The sequence below is a fragment of the Ferruginibacter sp. SUN106 genome (genome assembly GCF_050611765.1).
In the GTDB taxonomy this organism is placed as follows: domain Bacteria; phylum Bacteroidota; class Bacteroidia; order Chitinophagales; family Chitinophagaceae; genus Ferruginibacter.
In genome coordinates this window covers 598,475-616,366 of record NZ_JBODJC010000004.1, presented here as the reverse complement: position 1 = coordinate 616,366, position 17,892 = coordinate 598,475, and the positions used below count along the sequence as shown (strand labels likewise).

The following is a 17,892-nucleotide window of genomic DNA, read 5'->3' as shown; positions in this document are numbered from 1 at the left end:
GGTCTTTAAATATCAGTATTGGTTTGAGTATCTTCCTGTGCCGGTGTTATTACTGTTGCCGCTGTTGCAGGTACAGTACCCGTTTCCGCTTTATGTTTTCCGGCAAGGAATATGTACATGGCCGGTATGATAAACAAAGTTAAGACCAGAGAAAAAAGTATACCACCTACTACAACTATACCCAGTGGAACACGGCTTGCAGAAGAAGCTCCTAAACTTAATGCAATAGGCAAAGCTCCCAATGAAGTAGCAAGGCTGGTCATTAAAATAGGGCGCAACCTTTGTTCCGCAGCCATCAGTATAGCTTTTTTCTTATCATGTCCTTCTTCTCTTTTTTTATTGGCAAACTCAACAATTAAAATACCATTCTTTGTTACCAAGCCTATCAACATGATCATACCGATCTCAGAAAAAATATTTAATGTTTGCCCGAAAAGCCACAAACTTAATACGGCACCTGCAAATGCCAATGGCACTGTAAAAATAATTATCAAAGGATCTATAAAACTTTCAAACTGTGCAGCTAATATTAAATAGATCAGCATGAGCGCCAGCGCAAAAGCAAATGCTATATTGGACGAACTTTCTGCATAGTCACGTGAAGGGCCTGTTAAAGAGGTTTGAAAGCTTTCGTCTAATAATTTTTTATTGATAGCATCCATTGCTTTTACTCCATCGCCAATAGTATAACCATCTGCCAATGCTGCCGAAATGGTGGCTGCTTTATACCTGTTGTAATGGTACAGTGTAGCAGGGCTGCTGCTTTCTACCACGTTAACAACAGCGCTTAAAGGTATTTGTTGCCCTTTATTATTTCGTACATACAACTTCGTTATATCATCAGGCGCTGAACGGTCGCTTCTGTCTACCTGTGCAATTACAGAGTATTGAAACCCGTTTTGTATATAGTAAGCTAACCTGCCACCACTGAAAGCCGATTGCAAAGCACTAATTACATCTTGTGATGATAAGCCGAGGTCTTTTACTTTCATCCTGTCAAGCGTAAGCTCTATCTGTGGCTTATTAAATTTAAGATTCACATCTACCGAAGCGAATGTTTTATCCTTTCTTGCTTCCTCCAGAAATTTAGGCACTATTTCTTTTAGCTTATCAAAATCCTGGTTCTGCAACACATATTGCACAGGCAAACTACCTCTTGATCCGGCACCTACAGCAATAGTTTGTTCCTGAACGGCAGATATACGGGCTTCATTAAAACGTATTAATTTCTTTTGCAGGTCGCTTGCTATTTCCGCCTGGCTTCTGCTTCTTTCATCAGGGTTTATAAGCCCCAGTCTTGGTTGTGTACTGTTAATGGCCTGCGCCGGTGTACGTGCAAATACAAACGCTCTTTCCGGTACTGAATCATACAGGTAATTGCTGATATTATCCGCAATCTGTTGCATTTTACTATAGCTGGTTCCCTCTGCTGCTGTAACCGTAAAACGAATACTGCTTCTGTCTTCTAAAGGTGCAATCTCACTTTTTAAATTAGAGCCAATAAAAAATATCATGGCAAGGCATACACCAAGAATTACCAACGCCACCCATTTTACTTTTAAAAATCCGCCCAGCCAACGCTTGTAGCCGTTTTCCATTCCGGTAAAGAATGGTTCTGTTTTCATGTAAAATTTTCCATGCCCCGCTGTTTTTCGGCTAAGCACCACATTTAGTACCGGAGTGATGGTAAGAGAAACCAAAGCAGAAATTAAAACCGCTGCAGCCAACGTTACACCAAACTCCCTGAATAACCTTCCTGTAAAACCCTCTAAAAATATCAGCGGTAAAAACACTATCGCCAAAGTAATAGAAGTGGAAATTACCGCAAAGAAAATTTCTTTACTCCCTTCAACAGCAGCTTGCCTTATGGGCATACCTTTTTCAAACTTGCTGAAAATATTCTCCGTTACCACAATACCATCATCTACCACCAGCCCGGTTGCCAATACAATTCCTAACAGTGTTAATATATTAATAGAAAAACCCGAAAGGTACATAATGAAAAAAGTAGCCACCAATGAAATGGGAATATCTATTAATGGACGAATAGCAATAAGCCAGTCCCTGAAAAAGAAAAATATCACCAGTACTACCAGGCCAAATGAGATCATCAATGTTTCTTCTACTTCTGCAATTGATTTGCGGATATTGGTAGTGTTATCCAGTAACACATTCATTTCAATATCCGACTTATTGGCTTTTTTTATCGTCTCCAGTTTCTTATTAAAGTCATTTGCTATCTGGATGTTGTTGGCACCCGGTTGTGGTATCAATACAATACCTACCGCATTTACGCCATTATATTTCCAGGCCTGCTCTAATGTCTCCGGTCCAATCTCTACCCTGGCCACGTCACTTAATCTTACTATGCCCGTAGCGTCTTCCTTAATGATCAGGTTTTGAAAATCTTTTTCAGTACTCAGCCTTCCTAAAGTTTTTATAGTAAGCTCAGTATTGTTGCCATAAATTTTTCCCGGGGGCAGATCAATATTTTCATTGTTTAGTGATGTGCGGATATCAGAAAACGTAATACCCTGTGCATTCATTTTATCAGGGTCGATCCATATCCGCATGGCATATCTCTTTTGCCCGAATATATTTACCGAACTTACTTCTTTAATAGTTTGAAATTGTTGTTGTAAAACATTCTCTGCATAATCGCTCAACTCCAGTAAACCTTTGGTACGACTCTGCACTGCCAGTATCAAAATAAAATCACTGTTGGCATCTGATTTGGTAACTACGGGTGGCGCATCTATATCCTGTGGTAAACTTCTGCTGGCCTGCCCTACTTTATCTCTTACATCACTTGCGGCTGCTTCAAGATCTACACCTAATTCAAACTCTACCGATATATTGCTGTTACCTAAACTACTTGATGAAGTAATGGTTTTAATACCGGGAATACCATTGATCTGCTTTTCCAATGGTTCTGTTATCTGGCTTTCTATCAGGTCAGGATTGGCACCGGTGTAGGAAGTGCTTACATTAATGATAGCCGGATCAATAGCAGGATAATCTCTTACCGCTAAAAAAGTATAGCCCACCACACCAAACAGGATGATCATCAGGTTCATCACCGTAGCAAATACCGGGCGCTTTAAAGAAAATTCAGAAATATTCATGCCTTGAACGGGGTCTGTTTTTGTTTAACTACCTGCTGAAAAAAATAATGTCGCAACATCAAAAACTCTGATTGCCTTCTGCTGTTTTATTCAGGTCTTCCAGCTTCTTTACACTTCTAACTTTTAATGCACTTTTAGGCCTTGCAAATAACACACCTGTAACAACAATGGAATCACCGGGTTCAATTCCTTTAAGGATCTCCACTGTATTGGCTTCCCGTATACCTGTTGTTACGTTTACAAAATTCGCTTTGCCATTTTTTACCAGTACTACCTGGTTATTTTTATCATCGGGAATAAGGCAGTTGGTAGGCACTTTAATAGATGACCTGCTTTTGCCTGCATCGATATATACTTTTACAAATGCCCCGGGGTTAGAACTGCCTTCCTTTAATACTGCTCTTACTTTTAGATTGCGGGTATCAGTATTAGCGCCTGGTTCCACTGCTATGATCAAAGCTTTACTTTTTTCTTTTGTGGCAGCATCTAATTCCACATCCACCATGGCACCGGTTTTAATAATGTTGCTATACATTTCCGGTAAGGTGAAATCAATCTTCACCTGTTTTGTTTGTTGCAATGTTGCAATCACCGTTGCAGGTGTTACATATGCACCAGGGCTTACCTGTCTAAGACCACCAATACCACTGAAAGGTGCCCTGATAACTGTCTTGTCTATCAAGGCCTGTGTATAAACAATATCGGCTTTATAGCCGTTTACCTGGTTTACTACTGCATCATAATCGGCCTGGTTGATACCGTTGATGTCCAGTAAAGGCTTGTATCGTTCAACAGTTTTTTCTGCCAGTTGCAATTGTACCTTGCTTTTACCAATCTGTGCCCTCAGGTCGGCATCGTTTACACGGGCAATCACTGTACCTTGAGCAATTGGTTTGCCCTCTGCAAAGTTCAGATAGGTAAGCCTGCCGCTTACTTCAGGATGTAATTCCACAAACTCCTGCGCTATTACAGTACCATTGGCTTCCACCACATTGGTAATGGGTTGTGGCTGGCCAATGATCACATCCACAACTACAGGTGGCGTTTCTTTAGGTGCTGTTTTAGCGGCATCAGTTTTGCTTTTGCAAGCCGGAAAAATAATCACTAAAAAAAACAGGGGGAGTAAATGAATTGCTGATCTGTTTAAACGCTGCATTATAAAACTTTATAGAATAAAATGTAACGTCAAATATAGGTAGTTTTTAGCTTGAACACCTGCCGTTTATACAAATAGAGGTTATTCAAAAGTTAACTTATATCTGATTATTTATTAAAACACGCCCGCTATTAAAAACGCATTAAACAACCATTAAAAGTGTATTAAAATAAACCGTTTGCAATTTTTCCTTTTCTTTGCTTAAATTTTAAAATATGAATCCACTTGTAGGAATAATAATGGGCAGCGAAAGCGATTTAGATATCATGAAAGGAGCTGCCGAAATGCTGCGCCAGTTTGAAGTAGAACCGGAGTTAACCATCGTATCTGCACACCGCACCCCTGAGCGCCTGAGGGAATACGCACACCAGGCCAAAGAACGCGGCATTAAAGTAATCATCTGCGGAGCCGGTGGTGCTGCACATTTACCGGGCATGGTTGCGGCCAATACCATTTTGCCTGTTATTGGTGTTCCTGTAAAATCCAGCAACAGTATTGATGGCTGGGATTCTGTTTTATCTATTTTACAAATGCCTTATGGCGTACCTGTTGCAACTGTTGCATTGAATGGCGCTAAAAACGCCGGCATACTGGCGGCACAAATTTTAGCCTTACATGATACTTCTATCGCCGGCAAATTGGAAGCTTATAAAGAATACCAGGATGATATTGTAATGGAAAGTGTAAAGAACGTGAAGAGCATGGGGTTCAGGAATGAGTTTGATAGATAGTTTAGAGGTTTAGTGGTTTAGGATGAGTTGAATCAGAAATTGTTTTTCTTTTTTGGATAGGCATTTTTTCATAGCAGCATCGTTGTGAGCCAGGCCTGTTATTTTTTCTTTTTAGTAAAAGAAAAATAATCTCTCTTGTAGGGTATACCATTGATAAACTTTACTTGAAGCGTAAATCAAATAAAAGTATATTGATTAAGATATAATTTGTGAATGAACATTTGGCATATCCATAGTAAAGTTTGGCCTTCGATACGTCTCTGGCGCATTGATAATGAAAATTTCCAGGTTAACGAAAAAGGAATTGTTGCAGCAATATTAACTAATCCTACTTATTCTATAATCGATGACAAATATTCTCACTTATTGAGTAAGCTTTCTGGTGAGGTTACATTTCATAAAATAAAAATATTCGACTTTGTTCTCAAAGCAGAATATCATAATTATATAGAATTAAATATCGAAAATTCGATTTCGCCGGATAACATTAAAGATAAAAGTAGTGCCGGAAAAAAAATATGGAAGTATGGTGGTGAGGTATTTGTATCAGGAGAATTGAAAGATGAATTTCTTAAAATTTCCCGGCATGATTTTAAATTTGATCCTGGATTTAGCTTTTTCGGATAATTAATAGTAATCGCTTAAAAGTTTTTTCTTTGAGAGTAACAATTTGCAAGTTTATGTATAGATTATTTCTCATTTTATTAATTGCATTTGCATTACCATCTTTTGCACAAACAACAACTCCAAAAATATTCCGCATCACTTCTTCGTATACTTCTTTCCCGGACACCGGAAGGGCAAAAGGGCATACTTACGATAATGTTCTATACACAGCTGCAGAACATTACAACGACAGCAATGTATTGATCATTGTGCCGTATGGATTAAAAACGAAAGGCCCCCTGGATATAATCGTTTGGTTTCATGGCTGGAGAAATAATATTGATAGCGTGCCTGTACAGTTTGCTATTATAAAACAATTTATAGCAGCCAAACGAAATGCTATATTGATATTACCCGAAACAACAAAAGATGCTCCAGATAGTTATGGTGGCAAACTGGAACAAAAGACTATTTTCAAACTATTGCTCACTGATGTATTGAATAAATTAAAGACAGAAAAGATCATTACTAAAAAAACTGAAGTGGGTAATGTGGTATTGGCAGGCCATAGCGGTGCATTCAGAGTAATGGCTCATATATTACAAAATGGTGCAGTGGAAGTTAAACAAACCATTTTATTTGATGCGCTTTATAGCCAGGTTGATAAATTCAGTAGCTGGATAAAAGCTGATACAGCACACCAGTTCATCAATATCTATACTGATAACGGTGGAACTGATGCTGTATCTGCTACTATGATGAAAGAACTGCTTGAAAAAAATATTTCTTTTATTCATACCGAAGAAAAAGATGTGAATGCAACTATCCTCAAAACAAATCATATTATTTTTATACACAGCAAAAAAGAACATAATGATGTGATCAGCAGGCCCGACTATAACTTTCAGTTGTATCTTCAAAACAGCCATGTGTTAAAGTCAATATTCTGATTCTTACGCTATTCGTTCCAAACTAAAAACTCTCCTTATCTTTGCCCTCCAAAATACCTGGCGATAAAAACCATCAGTATTGAAAAGTGTCAAGCAATTGTATTCTAATGTTATTGGCCTGTTGCGTACCAAACTCAGCAGGGTGCAGTTTATTATGGTCATTGCAACGCTAACCGGTTTTGTTTCGGGCTTGCTGGCGGTATTATTAAAAACAATTGTACATTATTTACAACACTGGATAAAAGAAATTCCGGTTACCCGTTTTGCCTATTTATTATTTCCAGCTATTGGTTTAATCATAACTGTTTTTATTATCCGTCATTTTTTTAAAGGGCAGATAGAAAAAGGTATTGCAATGGTACTAAAGGCTATTGCAAGGCGGTCGTCTTTTATTCCATTAAATCATACTTACCTGCATGTGATCACCAGTTCCATTACTGTTGGCCTTGGAGGTTCTGTGGGCCTGGAAGCGCCGATTGTGGCAACAGGTGCTGCAGCAGGTTCTAATCTTTCCCGTATCAGCGATCTTAATTACCAGGAAAGAACTTTACTGATTGCCTGTGGTGCCGCTGCCGGTATTGCAGCAGTTTTTAATGCGCCCATTGCAGGTGTGATTTTTGCTATTGAAGTTTTACTGGCAGAAACTGTGGTGAGTTATTTTATTCCGTTGATCATTGCATCTGTTGCCGGTGTGCTATGTTCAAAAATAATTCTGCACGAAAATTTTCTTTTCAATTTTGTATTGAAGCAAACTTTCGATTATAAAAATGTGCCCTATTATATTTTGTTAGGTATAATGGCAGGTTTTGTTTCTTTATATTATGCCAGGACATTTAAAGCAACAGAAAAACGCATTCACCAATGGAAAATGAATAGTTATTTCAAAGCTGCAATTGGTGGACTGTTGTTGCTGGCTGTTTATTTTGTATTACCCCCTTTGTTTGGCGAAGGATACGGCAGCGTTAAATTAGTGGCTGATGGGTCTTTAAATACTTTTGCTGATAACACCACTTTATTTACCAGGTTAGGCCAGCACTGGGGTATAATCGCATTTACCGCACTTATCTTTTTATTTAAGCCAATTGTTGCAGGTATCACCATTGGCAGTGGAGGTAATGGTGGTAATTTTGCACCTTCCTTATTCAGTGGTGCTTATATGGGCTTCTTTTTTTCTAAACTCATTAATAGTATGCCATGGATTAAAATCCCCATTGGCAATTTTAGTTTAGTAGGTATGGCCGGTGTTTTAAGTGGCGTAATGTACTGTCCGCTTACAGCCATATTTTTAATTGCAGAAATTACCAATGGCTACGAGTTATTTATTCCATTGATGATCGTGTCTTCCATTTCGTTCTTTATTGTTAAAAGTTATGAGCCGTTTTCAATGGAGACAAAAAAACTGGCGCTGGAAGGACAGATCTTCACCCAGAAAAAAGAAAAAAATATTCTTACCTCCATTCAGATTGACGATATGCTGCAGGATACTTACGACAGTATTGCCATTGATAAAAAACTAAAACAATTGGTGGAGATCATCAAACGCAGTGAGAAAAATATTTTTGCAGTAACCGACCGCAATGAAAAATTTGCCGGCATTATTGAGCTGAATGATATCAAACAAAAATTATTTCAACCTGAATTGTTTGATACCATAACCGTAAAATCGATGATGAAAAAACCTGCCGCTGTTTTGTTACACGACCAGGATATGCATTCGGTGATGGAGCAATTTGATATTACGCAAAGCTGGTACCTGCCGGTATTGGATAAGGATAAAAAATTCATTGGCTTTATTTCTAAAACCAAACTCTTTAATAAATACAGGGAGATACTGGCTTCGCAGGGAGATTTGTATGAAGCGGAATAAATAATTTTTGCTTAATTAATTTTCGCCATTGCTGCACCAATAATTTTCAGGCTTTTTTCCTGCTGTACAAAAGCTACCATAGCTATATTTTCTTTTTCAGGTACTGGTGAAGCTGCAAAATTAATTTCACCTGATGCGGCTGCTTTTGTGGTGATCAATTGACGCACAATATTTTCGTTGGTTAATGTATGCCCGCCATTTTCGCCACGTTTTACAATCGTTGTTTCTTTCAGGCTAACTAAAGCAAAATTAATTGCACTACCTGTTAATTCACCTTCCAATGCATATTGTAAATGAATTGTTTTATCGTCTTTGCAAGTAGCCGTTAAGGTTTTAAAATTTATCCCGGCATTTATACTTAATGCATTGCTTAGCGATTTAGATAAAGCATCATTATCAGAACCTGTAAACTGGTCTTTACCGTTTACGATCATTTGCGGTGTGTAAGCACCGTCTAATTTAAATGCAGTTACATAATTACTTTGCCTTGCTGAATATGCTGCATTGCTAAAAGGATCGGCCCATCCCAAACGATTCCAGTAATCTACATGAAAGGATAAAGCAAAAATATTCTTATTGTCTTTTTTTGCACTGGCAATTGTTTGTGCCAGCAATGCATCTGCAGGCGGGCAACTGGAACAGCCTTGTGAAGTAAATAATTCTATTACAGCAACAGGCGCAAACATACCGTCGTTTTTTGTTTGATAAGACTGCGGTGATTTTTTAACTCCACATGCTATTGCAACCAAAGCAATAAATGTAAGTACAATGAGTATTTTAAATTTCATAGTACTTACTTTTTAAAATTGCCCTTAAATTCTTTTCTGAATTCCAGGTAATCCGGTATAGAAACATTTTGTACATAACCGTTTTCAGGATGATGGTAAATATATTCCTGGTGATAATCTTCTGCCGCATAAAAAGTTTTATAAGGCAATACCTGCGTAACAATTTTGTGGCTGTATTTTTTTGAATCAGTTATCCTTTTGATTTCTGCATCAATAATTTGTTTCTCCCTGTCATTTTGGTAAAAGGCTACAGAGCGGTATTGTGTTCCCTCATCATTTCCCTGCCTGTTTAATTCAGTGGGATCCATGCTGGCAAAAAAAGCTTTCACCAAAGTTTCGTAGGATATTTTTGTAGTATCATAAAACACCTGCACCACTTCCGCATGGCCTGTACTTCCTGTGCAAACTGTTTCGTAATCAGGCTTAGCCACTGTACCACCGGCATAACCGGATACGGCATCCCTTACTCCTGCCAGACTTTGAAACACAATTTCTGCATGCCAGAAGCAGCCCTCGCCAAATACAGCCATCGCTTCATTGGCCGACTTCACTTTTGACCCAAGGGGTATTTTTAAATTACTGCTACTTTGAGATTGTGCACAGGAAGAAAATGTAACCAGTGCAATAATGGCAAATAAATTTTTCATCAGCTTATTATTTTACCTATTTACAAAATAATTGTTGCCATGGTTTTATAAGAGCTGCTAAATAATGTTAAAATGAAACCAAATAATAATTTGGCTACACTTCTTCCAGGATCACAAATTCCTGTTCCAGCCCTAAAGAGTTTTCATAAAGCAATCTTATAAAATCAGCTCCCCATTTAGCATAAAATGGTGTTAGATTTTCAATACGTTCCTGTAAATTATTATTGGGGAATAATGTTGTTTTTAATTTATGCAGCTGGCGTTGCTGTGCTTCAAATTTTTTCTTTTCTGCCCTCATCATTTTCTTTTCTAAAGCAACAATTTTTTTAAGTGCCTGCACCTGCAATGCTTCAGTGTGTTTGGCGAGTGTTACATCCACTGCCCCGGAAATATTTTTCAATTTGTTGTACGCTTCATGCAAAAATTGCTTTTCTGCTTCAAGACTTAATTGCAGATCACTTTCTCTTTTCACAAAACTGTTCAGCAATTCCAGTTCACCTTTAAATAAGTCAGGAATAGTAAAACCTAAATTTTTGCTTTTTACAACCTGTTCCTTTTCCACTATCATAAAAGAATTGCGGAGTACTAAAACCGGGTACGGTACCTGCACGGCTTCAAAAACCTTTTTCAGTTCCAGCCAGTAAGCAATTTCACCACCGCCGCCAATGAAGGCAATATTGGGCAATATCATTTCCTGGAAAACAGGCCGCAGGATTACGTTGGCACTGAAACGTTCAGGATGCTGATGCAATTCTTCTAATACCTCATTCTTTGTAAAAACAATTGCGGTATCATGCACTTTATATTTTGCACCTTCCACTTCTATCCTGTCCCTTCTGTCATCTTTTAAATAAAATAAATTCAGTTCCCTGCCGCTTGCCTGCACTTTATACGCCGCAGGAAATGCTGCAACAGTTGCCGCTACAGCTTTATGAGAAAATTCTTCGTTCAATTCTTTTTCTACTACAGGAATGAAAAGTGATTTTAATGCTGTATCATCGGGCAACACCACCAGCACACCATAATCCTTAAAGAGCTCATTTACCAATTTAAATGTAGCCTGTTCAATGGTTACGCCTTCCTTATAACAGGCCTTCATCATATCAACAATGGCAGCACCAAATGGATGAATCAACACCTGTCCTGCAATCCCATCAATCAGTCTGATCAATGCCTTATCCACTTTCATTCTTCCCACCGCACCGGTTTGACTGGTCTGCCATTCGTATTTTTCTCCGTTCACAAATACATGGCCCAGCTCATCCAGGTCAGCGTCTTCACTGCCCATGTAATACACAGGCACAAAATTATTTTCGGGTAATTCTTTTTTACATGTTTCGGCCAGTTTTACAGCATGTAAAATTTTATACACAAAATATAAATGGCCGGTAAAGATATTAGGCTGATGCGCCGTAGTAATAGTAAAAGTATTATCTGAAAGCAGCGCAGTAATATTTGCTTTTGCTTTTTCTGATGTTTCAACAGTGGCATATTGTTTCATCAACACATCAACTAATGCCTTCCTGTTGGCAGGATGTTTTTTTCTTTCTTCAATAGCTTTTTTTATTCCAGTTAAAGTTGGCGCAAAAGAAAGAAATGGCTGCAATTGCTGCGACTGATCAACATAATCACTCACAAGCTTGCTAAAAAAACCAGTTGATTGATAAGGAATATTCCGGGCTGAAAAATTCATTGTATACTTTAAATTCAAAGTTCAAAATACAAGCGTTTCAATAATAGCTACACCACTTCTCCTTCAATATCATAATCATAGGCCTTTGTTATTTTCACGTTCACAAAATCGCCGATGATCAATTTCTTTTTGCTTTCTATAATTACTTCATTATCTACTTCCACACTATCAAATTCAGTACGGCCCAAATACCGGCCGGCTTCTTTTTTATCAATCAATACCTTAAAAGTTTTGCCTACTTTCTCCTGGTTCTTTTCTAAAGAAATCTCCTGTTGCACTTCCATTATTTCCTGTGCTCTTTCTTCTTTTTCTTCTGCAGGTACATCATCAACTAAATCATGTGCACTGGTTCCTTCCTCATGGCTGTAAGTAAAAATGCCCACCCTGTCGAAACGCATTTTCTGCAGGAACATTTTTAATTCTTCCACATCATCTCTGGTCTCACCAGGAAAGCCTGCTATTAATGTTGTACGTAAGCAGATATCAGGAATTTTATTTCTTATCGCTCCAACAAGGTCTTCCATTTCTTCTCTTGTAATCTGCCGCTTCATTGCTTTCAACATATTATTGGCAGCATGTTGCAATGGCATATCAATGTAATTACAAATATTCTCTCTTTCTTTTATTGCATCAATTATTTCCAATGGAAATTTTGAAGGATAGGCATAATGCAAACGTATCCATTCCAAACCTTTTACATCTGCAAGTGCATGTAATAATTTTGGCAATTCTCTTTTCTTATAAATATCTAACCCATAGTAAGTCAGTTCCTGTGCAATCAACATTACTTCTTTTACTCCACGATCTACCAAACGTTTGGCTTCATCCACTAAAGATTCAATCGACCGGCTTACATGCTGCCCTCTCATTAAAGGAATAGCGCAGAACGAACAGGTGCGGTTACAGCCTTCGCTTATCTTCATATAAGCGTAATGCTGAGGCGTATACAATAAGCGTTCGCCAATAAGATCTGCTTTGTAATCGGCATTAAATTGTTTCAGCATGCCCTGCAATTCCATCGTGCCAAAAAAGGCATCCACTTCAGGTATTTCGTCTTCTAAATTATTTTTGTAGCGCTCACTTAAGCAGCCGGTTACATACACTTTATCCAGCTTGCCTTTTTTCTTTAACTCTACCTGGTCTAATATGGTATTAATGCTTTCTTCTTTTGCCTTTTCAATAAAGCCACAGGTGTTTATGATTACAATATTGTGGTCTTTTTTGGCACTCTCATGCACCGTATCTATCTCGTTGGCAATTAACTGGCCGCTAAGCACTTCGCTATCAACCATATTTTTGCTGCACCCCAGCGTAATAATGTTAACCTTATCTTTCTTTAGTGTTTTTGTCTTCATAATTAATGTGGGCAAAGGTAACATTTAAGTTGAAAGTTGAAGATTGAAGGTTTATTAGAGACGGAATTTAATTTTTTCCTCTTACATGCTTTTATTGAGAATACAGCAATGATTCTTAAATTTTAATCTCATTTTAACCACTCATCATTAAAAACAACAGTTCGTGAATAATCACCATTTGTTTATAAAAGGTAAAAGTTAAATTTGCGGCGAAATATTAAAGTATATAACCATGAAACAGAAACTACTGCTTATTGCAGCCGTAATCCTATTCTCAGCCTTTCAGCTGAAAGCTCAAAATTCTTCAACAATTACCGGCCAGGTTAAAGATGCTACCGGAAACGGTGTAGCCGCCGCAACGGTAACCTTACACAATGCCAAGGACTCCAGCCTGGCAAAAACTGCTGTTACCAACAATAGCGGTACTTACGAAATGCCTTCTATTAAAGCCGGCAAGTATTTTATCAGGGTTACCGCCACTGGCATGCAAAAAGCCGGCACGCCTGCTTTTGACGTTGCCGATGGTGAAAAAGCTACTGCTCCGTCCATCGCTTTAAAACCTGCCGAAAAAAGCTTGCAGGCTGTAACTGTTACCAGTCAAAAACCAATGGTAGAAGTAAGGGCAGATAAAATGATCGTAAATGTAGAAGGTACTATTAACGCTGTGGGCAATGATGCATTGGAATTGCTGCGAAAATCTCCCGGGGTTATTGTGGATAAGGACGACAATGTTACCCTTTCTGGTAAAAATGGTGTGCAGATCTACATTGATGGCAAGCCAAGCCCGCTTTCGGGGGCAGACCTTGCTGCGTATTTAAAATCATTACAATCTTCACAGATCGAGTCAATAGAACTGATCACAAACCCTTCTGCCAAATATGAAGCAGCCGGTAATGCAGGTATCATTAATATTAAATTGAAGAAGGATAAAACCATTGGTACCAATGGTAGTGTGAATGCAGGATACAATATTGGCACTTATGCAAAATACAACGGAGGAATAGCACTTAACCACCGTAATAAAAAAATGAACCTGTTTGGTAATTACAACTATAACCAGGGTTTAAATGAAAGCAACTTCAGTATATACAGGATACAAAAAGATACCATTTTTGATCAGAAGAGCAGAATTACACAAAACAATAAATACGGTCATAATTTTAAAACAGGCGTGGATTTTTTCATTAATAAAAAAAGCACCTTCGGTGTTGTTGTTAACGGTAATGTTTCTGCCAGTGATATTGTTACAGAAGGACCGATGAAGATCATTTACAAACCAACTAATACGCTTAGCCGTTTATTACTGGCCAATGGTGACAATGCTACCACACGCAGCAATGTCAATTTCAATTTAAATTATCGTTACGCAGTTACAGGTGGTTCAGAATTGAACCTGGATGCAGACTATGGCTTCTTTAATTTACGTACACACCAGTACCAGCCCAACGATTATTATGATGGTTCAACCAATGTAAAGCTGAACAGCAATATTTACCGCACCGTATCACCTACTGACATTGGAATTTTTGCCTTAAAAGGCGACTATGAACAAAACTTTAAAAAAGGCAGACTTGGTTATGGAGGTAAGATAGGCGTTGTAAATACTGATAATGATTTTGCCCGCTGGAACATCTACAACAATAATGCAGAAGTATATGATACAGCTTCCAGTAATCGTTTCCGCTATAATGAAAATATCAATGCGGCTTATGTAAATTTTAATAAGGCTTACAAAGGATTTTTTATCCAGGTTGGTTTACGTGCAGAGAATACTACTTCAGAAGGAAGAACAACCGGGTTCAAAAATGTAGCACCTCAATTTACCACACCGGTATATGTACCTCTTGATACTACTGTAAAAAGAAATTACTTAGACTTCTTTCCAAGTGGTGCCATTACGTTCAATAAAAACCCGATGAAACAATTTGGTTTTACTTTCAGCCGTCGTATAGACAGGCCTGTTTACCAGGATCTGAATCCATTTGAATTTAAGATCAATGACTATACTTACATGAAGGGTAACACACAATTAAGGCCTCAGTATACCAATAGTGTAGGCTTTACATATACCTATAAATACAGGCTGAATACAGGCTTAAACTACAGTCATGTTAAAGATATTTTTGCGCAAATACCAGATACACTGGGTTCAAAAAGTTTTATAACTAAAAAGAACCTGGCCACACAGGATATTGTGAGCCTTAATGTAAGCTATCCTTTTCAGAAGAAATGGTACAGCTTCTTTGCTAATTTAAACAGTTTTTATTCCAAGTACAAAGCAGATTATGATGGCGGAGACCGTAAGATTAACCTGGATGTGGTAGCGGTAAGTTTCTTTATGCAAAACTCTTTCAATTTAGGTAAAGGGTATAAAGCAGAATTAAGTGGTTTCTACAATTCTCCTTCAGTTTACCAGGGTACTATTAAGGCTCGTGGCCTGTACAGTATTGATGGTGGTATACAAAAAACCATTTTTAAAGGTATGGGTAACCTTAAAGCTTCTGTAAGCGACATGTTTAAACTGTTGCGCTTTAAAGGATCGTTGGATTATACAGGTCAACACAGTGATGTACTGGCACATTGGGAAAGCAGGCAGTTTAAATTAAACTTCAGCTACCGCTTTGGTAACAGCCAGGTAAAAGCTGCCCGCCAACGTAAGGAAGCTATTGAGGAAGAAAACAAACGTTCGCAGCAAAGCAGTGGCGGAATGGGTGTGGGAGGTAATTAAAATTTTGTTTGTTTCAGTTATAATAAAGCCGCTTCTGTACAGAAGCGGCTTTTTAAATAATCATGCTTGTGTTGTTACTGAACCCGGTTTTTCTTTTATACAATTATAATATCACCGGGATTAAAAAAGAAGGAGGCATTTTCTACCAGTACCGCTTCTTTTTCTCTTCTGATAACAAGTCCTCTTGTATCAGGTGTTGTCCATAAACGTTTCATCGATCTTATTTCAGCAGCAATTCCTTCCAGGTCTTCACTGCTAACCAGTGCAACAATATTTTTCATTTCCATCCTCCTGTTGCCACTTAAGCTGGTCCCACGGTTATACACAATCGAAAGTAAGGCGGCCTGTGCATCGGGAGGCAATACCGCTACACCCGGGTAAATAGATTTTGTGGATCTTGCATAGCCGGGCATGGAGTTTACATAAAAAACTTCTTTTGCCGCTTCGTAGGGTATTGATACAGACCTGACACCTCCCACATTATTTGCCAATGCATCTCTTGCATCCAGGCCTTTTAACCCTGCCACCGATTTTAGTTTATTGATATCTGCGGTGCTTAAAAAGTTTGCCCAATCGCCTTGTATACCTGCAGCAGTTTCAAAACCCAGGTCGTAACCAATACCAATAGTAACACCGCTATCACTTTTAGGCCAGGTGGGATTTTTATATTTCAGGTTATAAGCTGCCTCGCCAGAAACTTCGCTTTGTATGATAAGATCAAGTCCTTTTTTTGAAACGATCATAGAAGCCCCCGGTGGCAGGTCAGGCAAAGAACTACTTACAAAAAACTCCAGCCTTGTAGTGGTATTAACGCCAAAGATGTTATCTATTTTTGTACCGCTGAAACCCAGTTTTTTCTGTATAGCTTCTTTTTTTGACTGCATGCTGTTCCCATCCGGCTGCAACTGCATAATACTTACCAATTGATCGATCGTTGCAAGATCATATTCACCTGTAGCTGCAACACCAATTATTTTTTGAATCGCTTTTATACGTGGGCTTAGGTCTGTTGGCATACCACATCAAATTTTAGATGTTATTATTTACCTATAAGCTTTTCATAGTTTTTGATAATGCATTAAAGTTTGCTTTCACGTTTATAAAACCAAGCACATTTCCGTTACGGGGATCGTATTTAAATTCGAGCGGTATCCAGATATCATTCATGATCCTGACCCTTATAGTACCATTAAATGTGAGGTTGTCTTTTTTTTCATTTGTATACATACCTTTTAAAATATGGTTATAGCTACCGCTGAATTGAAATTCTACTAAAGATTGCTGGTTAAACTTCGATTTCAATACCCAGTTAAGTCCGGGTTCAAAAGTAAAAATGCTGCGTTTTAAACCCCTGCCGGTTGTAGCGGTATCATCTGCAAAATTTACATTTGTTTTTATATTCAGTTCTACATTACTGGCTCTGCCAGGGTCAATTACTCCTTTTAATAACTGGGAAGAAATAACAATATTAGAAAACATGAATTGATCCTGGTAAGTGGTATCTGCTATACCCACCGTCCACAATAATTTATTTTGAAATAATTTTTTCAGGCTGTCGAAACTTTGTTGAGAAGCTGCACGGATATTAGTAGAAGGATTAAGTTGTATAAGGTTTAAAAAATGCGTGGCATTGGATTGCTTTGCCAATTTGATGATCAGGTGCTGTGCAGCTGTATCAAGGTCATCAAAATTTACTGTACTGGAATCTGTAAAAACAGAAGTATAAATTTTTCTCACATTCTTTCTTGAATCCGCATCAGCAATAGTTGCTATATACTGATTGAAAGAATCGTTAAGCCTGTTAAATTCTCCATTGCTATTATAGGCCGATATAAGAAAAGCTCTTGATACAGTAATATCTCTTTTATTAATGATGGCATAATTTACGGATGACGTAAATCCATTGAACCGGTAAGATGTATCAAGCCTTCCTGCAAAAGAGAAGTTGAGCTTTCGTAAATTTCTGTACTTGTAATAATTCGTATCCACCATTAACGCAGGGTTCATTTTTGCCATTACCGCAAACGGGTTTGATGTAAACTTCAATTCTTTATTGGAGCCGATAAGATTATTAAATGCCAGCTGAAAAAAACTGCTCAGCACATCTTTATAATTACCTGTGGCGAGCGAATCGGCGGTGAGTGGTGTAAAGGGCTTAAACTCCTGGCATAAACATACATTACAAACAAAAATAAATGTAACAGATACCAATATTTTTTTTAGCTGCTGCATATTTTTTACAATTA

At 38.0% G+C, this 17,892-nt stretch carries 13 protein-coding genes; 5 read left to right on the top strand and 8 right to left on the bottom strand.

Annotated features, from left to right (window positions below; genetic code table 11):
- Positions 1 to 5: 5 nt before the first annotated feature.
- Both ACQ334_RS18730 and ACQ334_RS18725 read right to left on the bottom strand, forming a co-directional pair.
- The gene (locus tag ACQ334_RS18730) at positions 6 to 3,125 is read right to left on the bottom strand and encodes an efflux RND transporter permease subunit (RefSeq protein WP_430989788.1); all 3,120 of its coding nucleotides are present in this window, start codon (positions 3,123 to 3,125) and stop codon (positions 6 to 8) included.
- Between the two features lie 58 nt (positions 3,126 to 3,183).
- Positions 3,184 to 4,281, bottom strand: a complete 1,098-nt coding sequence (locus tag ACQ334_RS18725) for an efflux RND transporter periplasmic adaptor subunit (RefSeq protein ID WP_430989787.1) — start codon at positions 4,279 to 4,281, stop codon at positions 3,184 to 3,186.
- 215 nt (positions 4,282 to 4,496) lie between these two features.
- Here ACQ334_RS18725 and purE point away from each other — a divergent pair, with 215 nt between their 5' ends.
- The 4 genes from purE (at position 4,497) to ACQ334_RS18705 (ending at position 8,435) form a co-directional block, all read left to right on the top strand.
- Positions 4,497 to 5,012: a 5-(carboxyamino)imidazole ribonucleotide mutase gene (purE, locus tag ACQ334_RS18720; RefSeq protein WP_430989786.1), complete on the top strand. Its 516-nt coding sequence runs from the start codon at positions 4,497 to 4,499 to the stop codon at positions 5,010 to 5,012.
- A 213-nt stretch (positions 5,013 to 5,225) separates the two neighbouring features.
- Entirely contained in the window at positions 5,226 to 5,639 is a 414-nt protein-coding gene (locus ACQ334_RS18715; RefSeq protein ID WP_430989785.1) for a hypothetical protein, read from the top strand.
- Positions 5,640 to 5,692: 53 nt separating this feature from the next.
- Entirely contained in the window at positions 5,693 to 6,568 is an 876-nt protein-coding gene (locus tag ACQ334_RS18710; RefSeq protein ID WP_430989784.1) for a hypothetical protein, read from the top strand.
- 79 nt (positions 6,569 to 6,647) lie between these two features.
- Positions 6,648 to 8,435 (top strand): chloride channel protein, encoded by a 1,788-nt coding sequence (locus ACQ334_RS18705; RefSeq protein WP_430989783.1) that lies wholly within the window; start codon positions 6,648 to 6,650, stop codon positions 8,433 to 8,435.
- Positions 8,436 to 8,446: 11 nt separating this feature from the next.
- Here ACQ334_RS18705 and ACQ334_RS18700 read toward each other — a convergent pair whose 3' ends face one another.
- The 4 genes from ACQ334_RS18700 to rimO all read right to left on the bottom strand — a co-directional run bounded on the left by ACQ334_RS18700 (position 8,447) and on the right by rimO (position 12,918).
- On the bottom strand, positions 8,447 to 9,223 hold the full coding sequence (locus ACQ334_RS18700; RefSeq protein WP_430989782.1) for a DUF1223 domain-containing protein: 777 nt from the start codon (positions 9,221 to 9,223) through the stop codon (positions 8,447 to 8,449).
- A 5-nt stretch (positions 9,224 to 9,228) separates the two neighbouring features.
- Positions 9,229 to 9,870 carry a peptide-methionine (S)-S-oxide reductase MsrA gene (msrA, locus tag ACQ334_RS18695; protein WP_430989781.1) on the bottom strand — a complete coding sequence of 214 codons (642 nt, stop codon included), beginning with the start codon at positions 9,868 to 9,870 and terminating at the stop codon, positions 9,229 to 9,231.
- Positions 9,871 to 9,964: 94 nt separating this feature from the next.
- The gene (gene bshC / locus ACQ334_RS18690; RefSeq protein WP_430989780.1) at positions 9,965 to 11,563 is read right to left on the bottom strand and encodes a bacillithiol biosynthesis cysteine-adding enzyme BshC; all 1,599 of its coding nucleotides are present in this window, start codon (positions 11,561 to 11,563) and stop codon (positions 9,965 to 9,967) included.
- 47 nt (positions 11,564 to 11,610) lie between these two features.
- Positions 11,611 to 12,918, bottom strand: coding sequence for a 30S ribosomal protein S12 methylthiotransferase RimO (gene rimO / locus ACQ334_RS18685; protein WP_430989779.1), 1,308 nt, complete (start codon positions 12,916 to 12,918; stop codon positions 11,611 to 11,613).
- 232 nt (positions 12,919 to 13,150) lie between these two features.
- Between rimO and ACQ334_RS18680 the strand changes: the two genes are divergently transcribed.
- Positions 13,151 to 15,646, top strand: coding sequence for an outer membrane beta-barrel protein (locus tag ACQ334_RS18680; protein ID WP_430989778.1), 2,496 nt, complete (start codon positions 13,151 to 13,153; stop codon positions 15,644 to 15,646).
- 95 nt (positions 15,647 to 15,741) lie between these two features.
- Here ACQ334_RS18680 and ACQ334_RS18675 read toward each other — a convergent pair whose 3' ends face one another.
- The gene (locus ACQ334_RS18675; RefSeq protein WP_430989777.1) at positions 15,742 to 16,662 is read right to left on the bottom strand and encodes a hypothetical protein; all 921 of its coding nucleotides are present in this window, start codon (positions 16,660 to 16,662) and stop codon (positions 15,742 to 15,744) included.
- A gap of 31 nt (positions 16,663 to 16,693) precedes the next feature.
- The gene (locus ACQ334_RS18670; RefSeq protein WP_430989776.1) at positions 16,694 to 17,878 is read right to left on the bottom strand and encodes a hypothetical protein; all 1,185 of its coding nucleotides are present in this window, start codon (positions 17,876 to 17,878) and stop codon (positions 16,694 to 16,696) included.
- Positions 17,879 to 17,892 lie beyond the last annotated feature (14 nt).

What these genes read in the sequence shown, in the direction of transcription:
- ACQ334_RS18700 (WP_430989782.1), bottom strand. Translation starts at nt 9,223, where the DNA reads ATGAAATTTAAAATACTCATTGTACTTACATTTATTGCTTTGGTTGCA.
- ACQ334_RS18725 (WP_430989787.1), bottom strand. Translation starts at nt 4,281, where the DNA reads ATGCAGCGTTTAAACAGATCAGCAATTCATTTACTCCCCCTGTTTTTT.
- ACQ334_RS18675 (WP_430989777.1), bottom strand. Translation starts at nt 16,662, where the DNA reads ATGCCAACAGACCTAAGCCCACGTATAAAAGCGATTCAAAAAATAATT.
- purE (WP_430989786.1), top strand. Translation starts at nt 4,497, where the DNA reads ATGAATCCACTTGTAGGAATAATAATGGGCAGCGAAAGCGATTTAGAT.
- ACQ334_RS18680 (WP_430989778.1), top strand. Translation starts at nt 13,151, where the DNA reads ATGAAACAGAAACTACTGCTTATTGCAGCCGTAATCCTATTCTCAGCC.
- ACQ334_RS18710 (WP_430989784.1), top strand. Translation starts at nt 5,693, where the DNA reads ATGTATAGATTATTTCTCATTTTATTAATTGCATTTGCATTACCATCT.
- ACQ334_RS18715 (WP_430989785.1), top strand. Translation starts at nt 5,226, where the DNA reads ATGAACATTTGGCATATCCATAGTAAAGTTTGGCCTTCGATACGTCTC.
- ACQ334_RS18670 (WP_430989776.1), bottom strand. Translation starts at nt 17,878, where the DNA reads ATGCAGCAGCTAAAAAAAATATTGGTATCTGTTACATTTATTTTTGTT.
- msrA (WP_430989781.1), bottom strand. Translation starts at nt 9,870, where the DNA reads ATGAAAAATTTATTTGCCATTATTGCACTGGTTACATTTTCTTCCTGT.
- bshC (WP_430989780.1), bottom strand. Translation starts at nt 11,563, where the DNA reads ATGAATTTTTCAGCCCGGAATATTCCTTATCAATCAACTGGTTTTTTT.
- ACQ334_RS18730 (WP_430989788.1), bottom strand. Translation starts at nt 3,125, where the DNA reads ATGAATATTTCTGAATTTTCTTTAAAGCGCCCGGTATTTGCTACGGTG.
- rimO (WP_430989779.1), bottom strand. Translation starts at nt 12,918, where the DNA reads ATGAAGACAAAAACACTAAAGAAAGATAAGGTTAACATTATTACGCTG.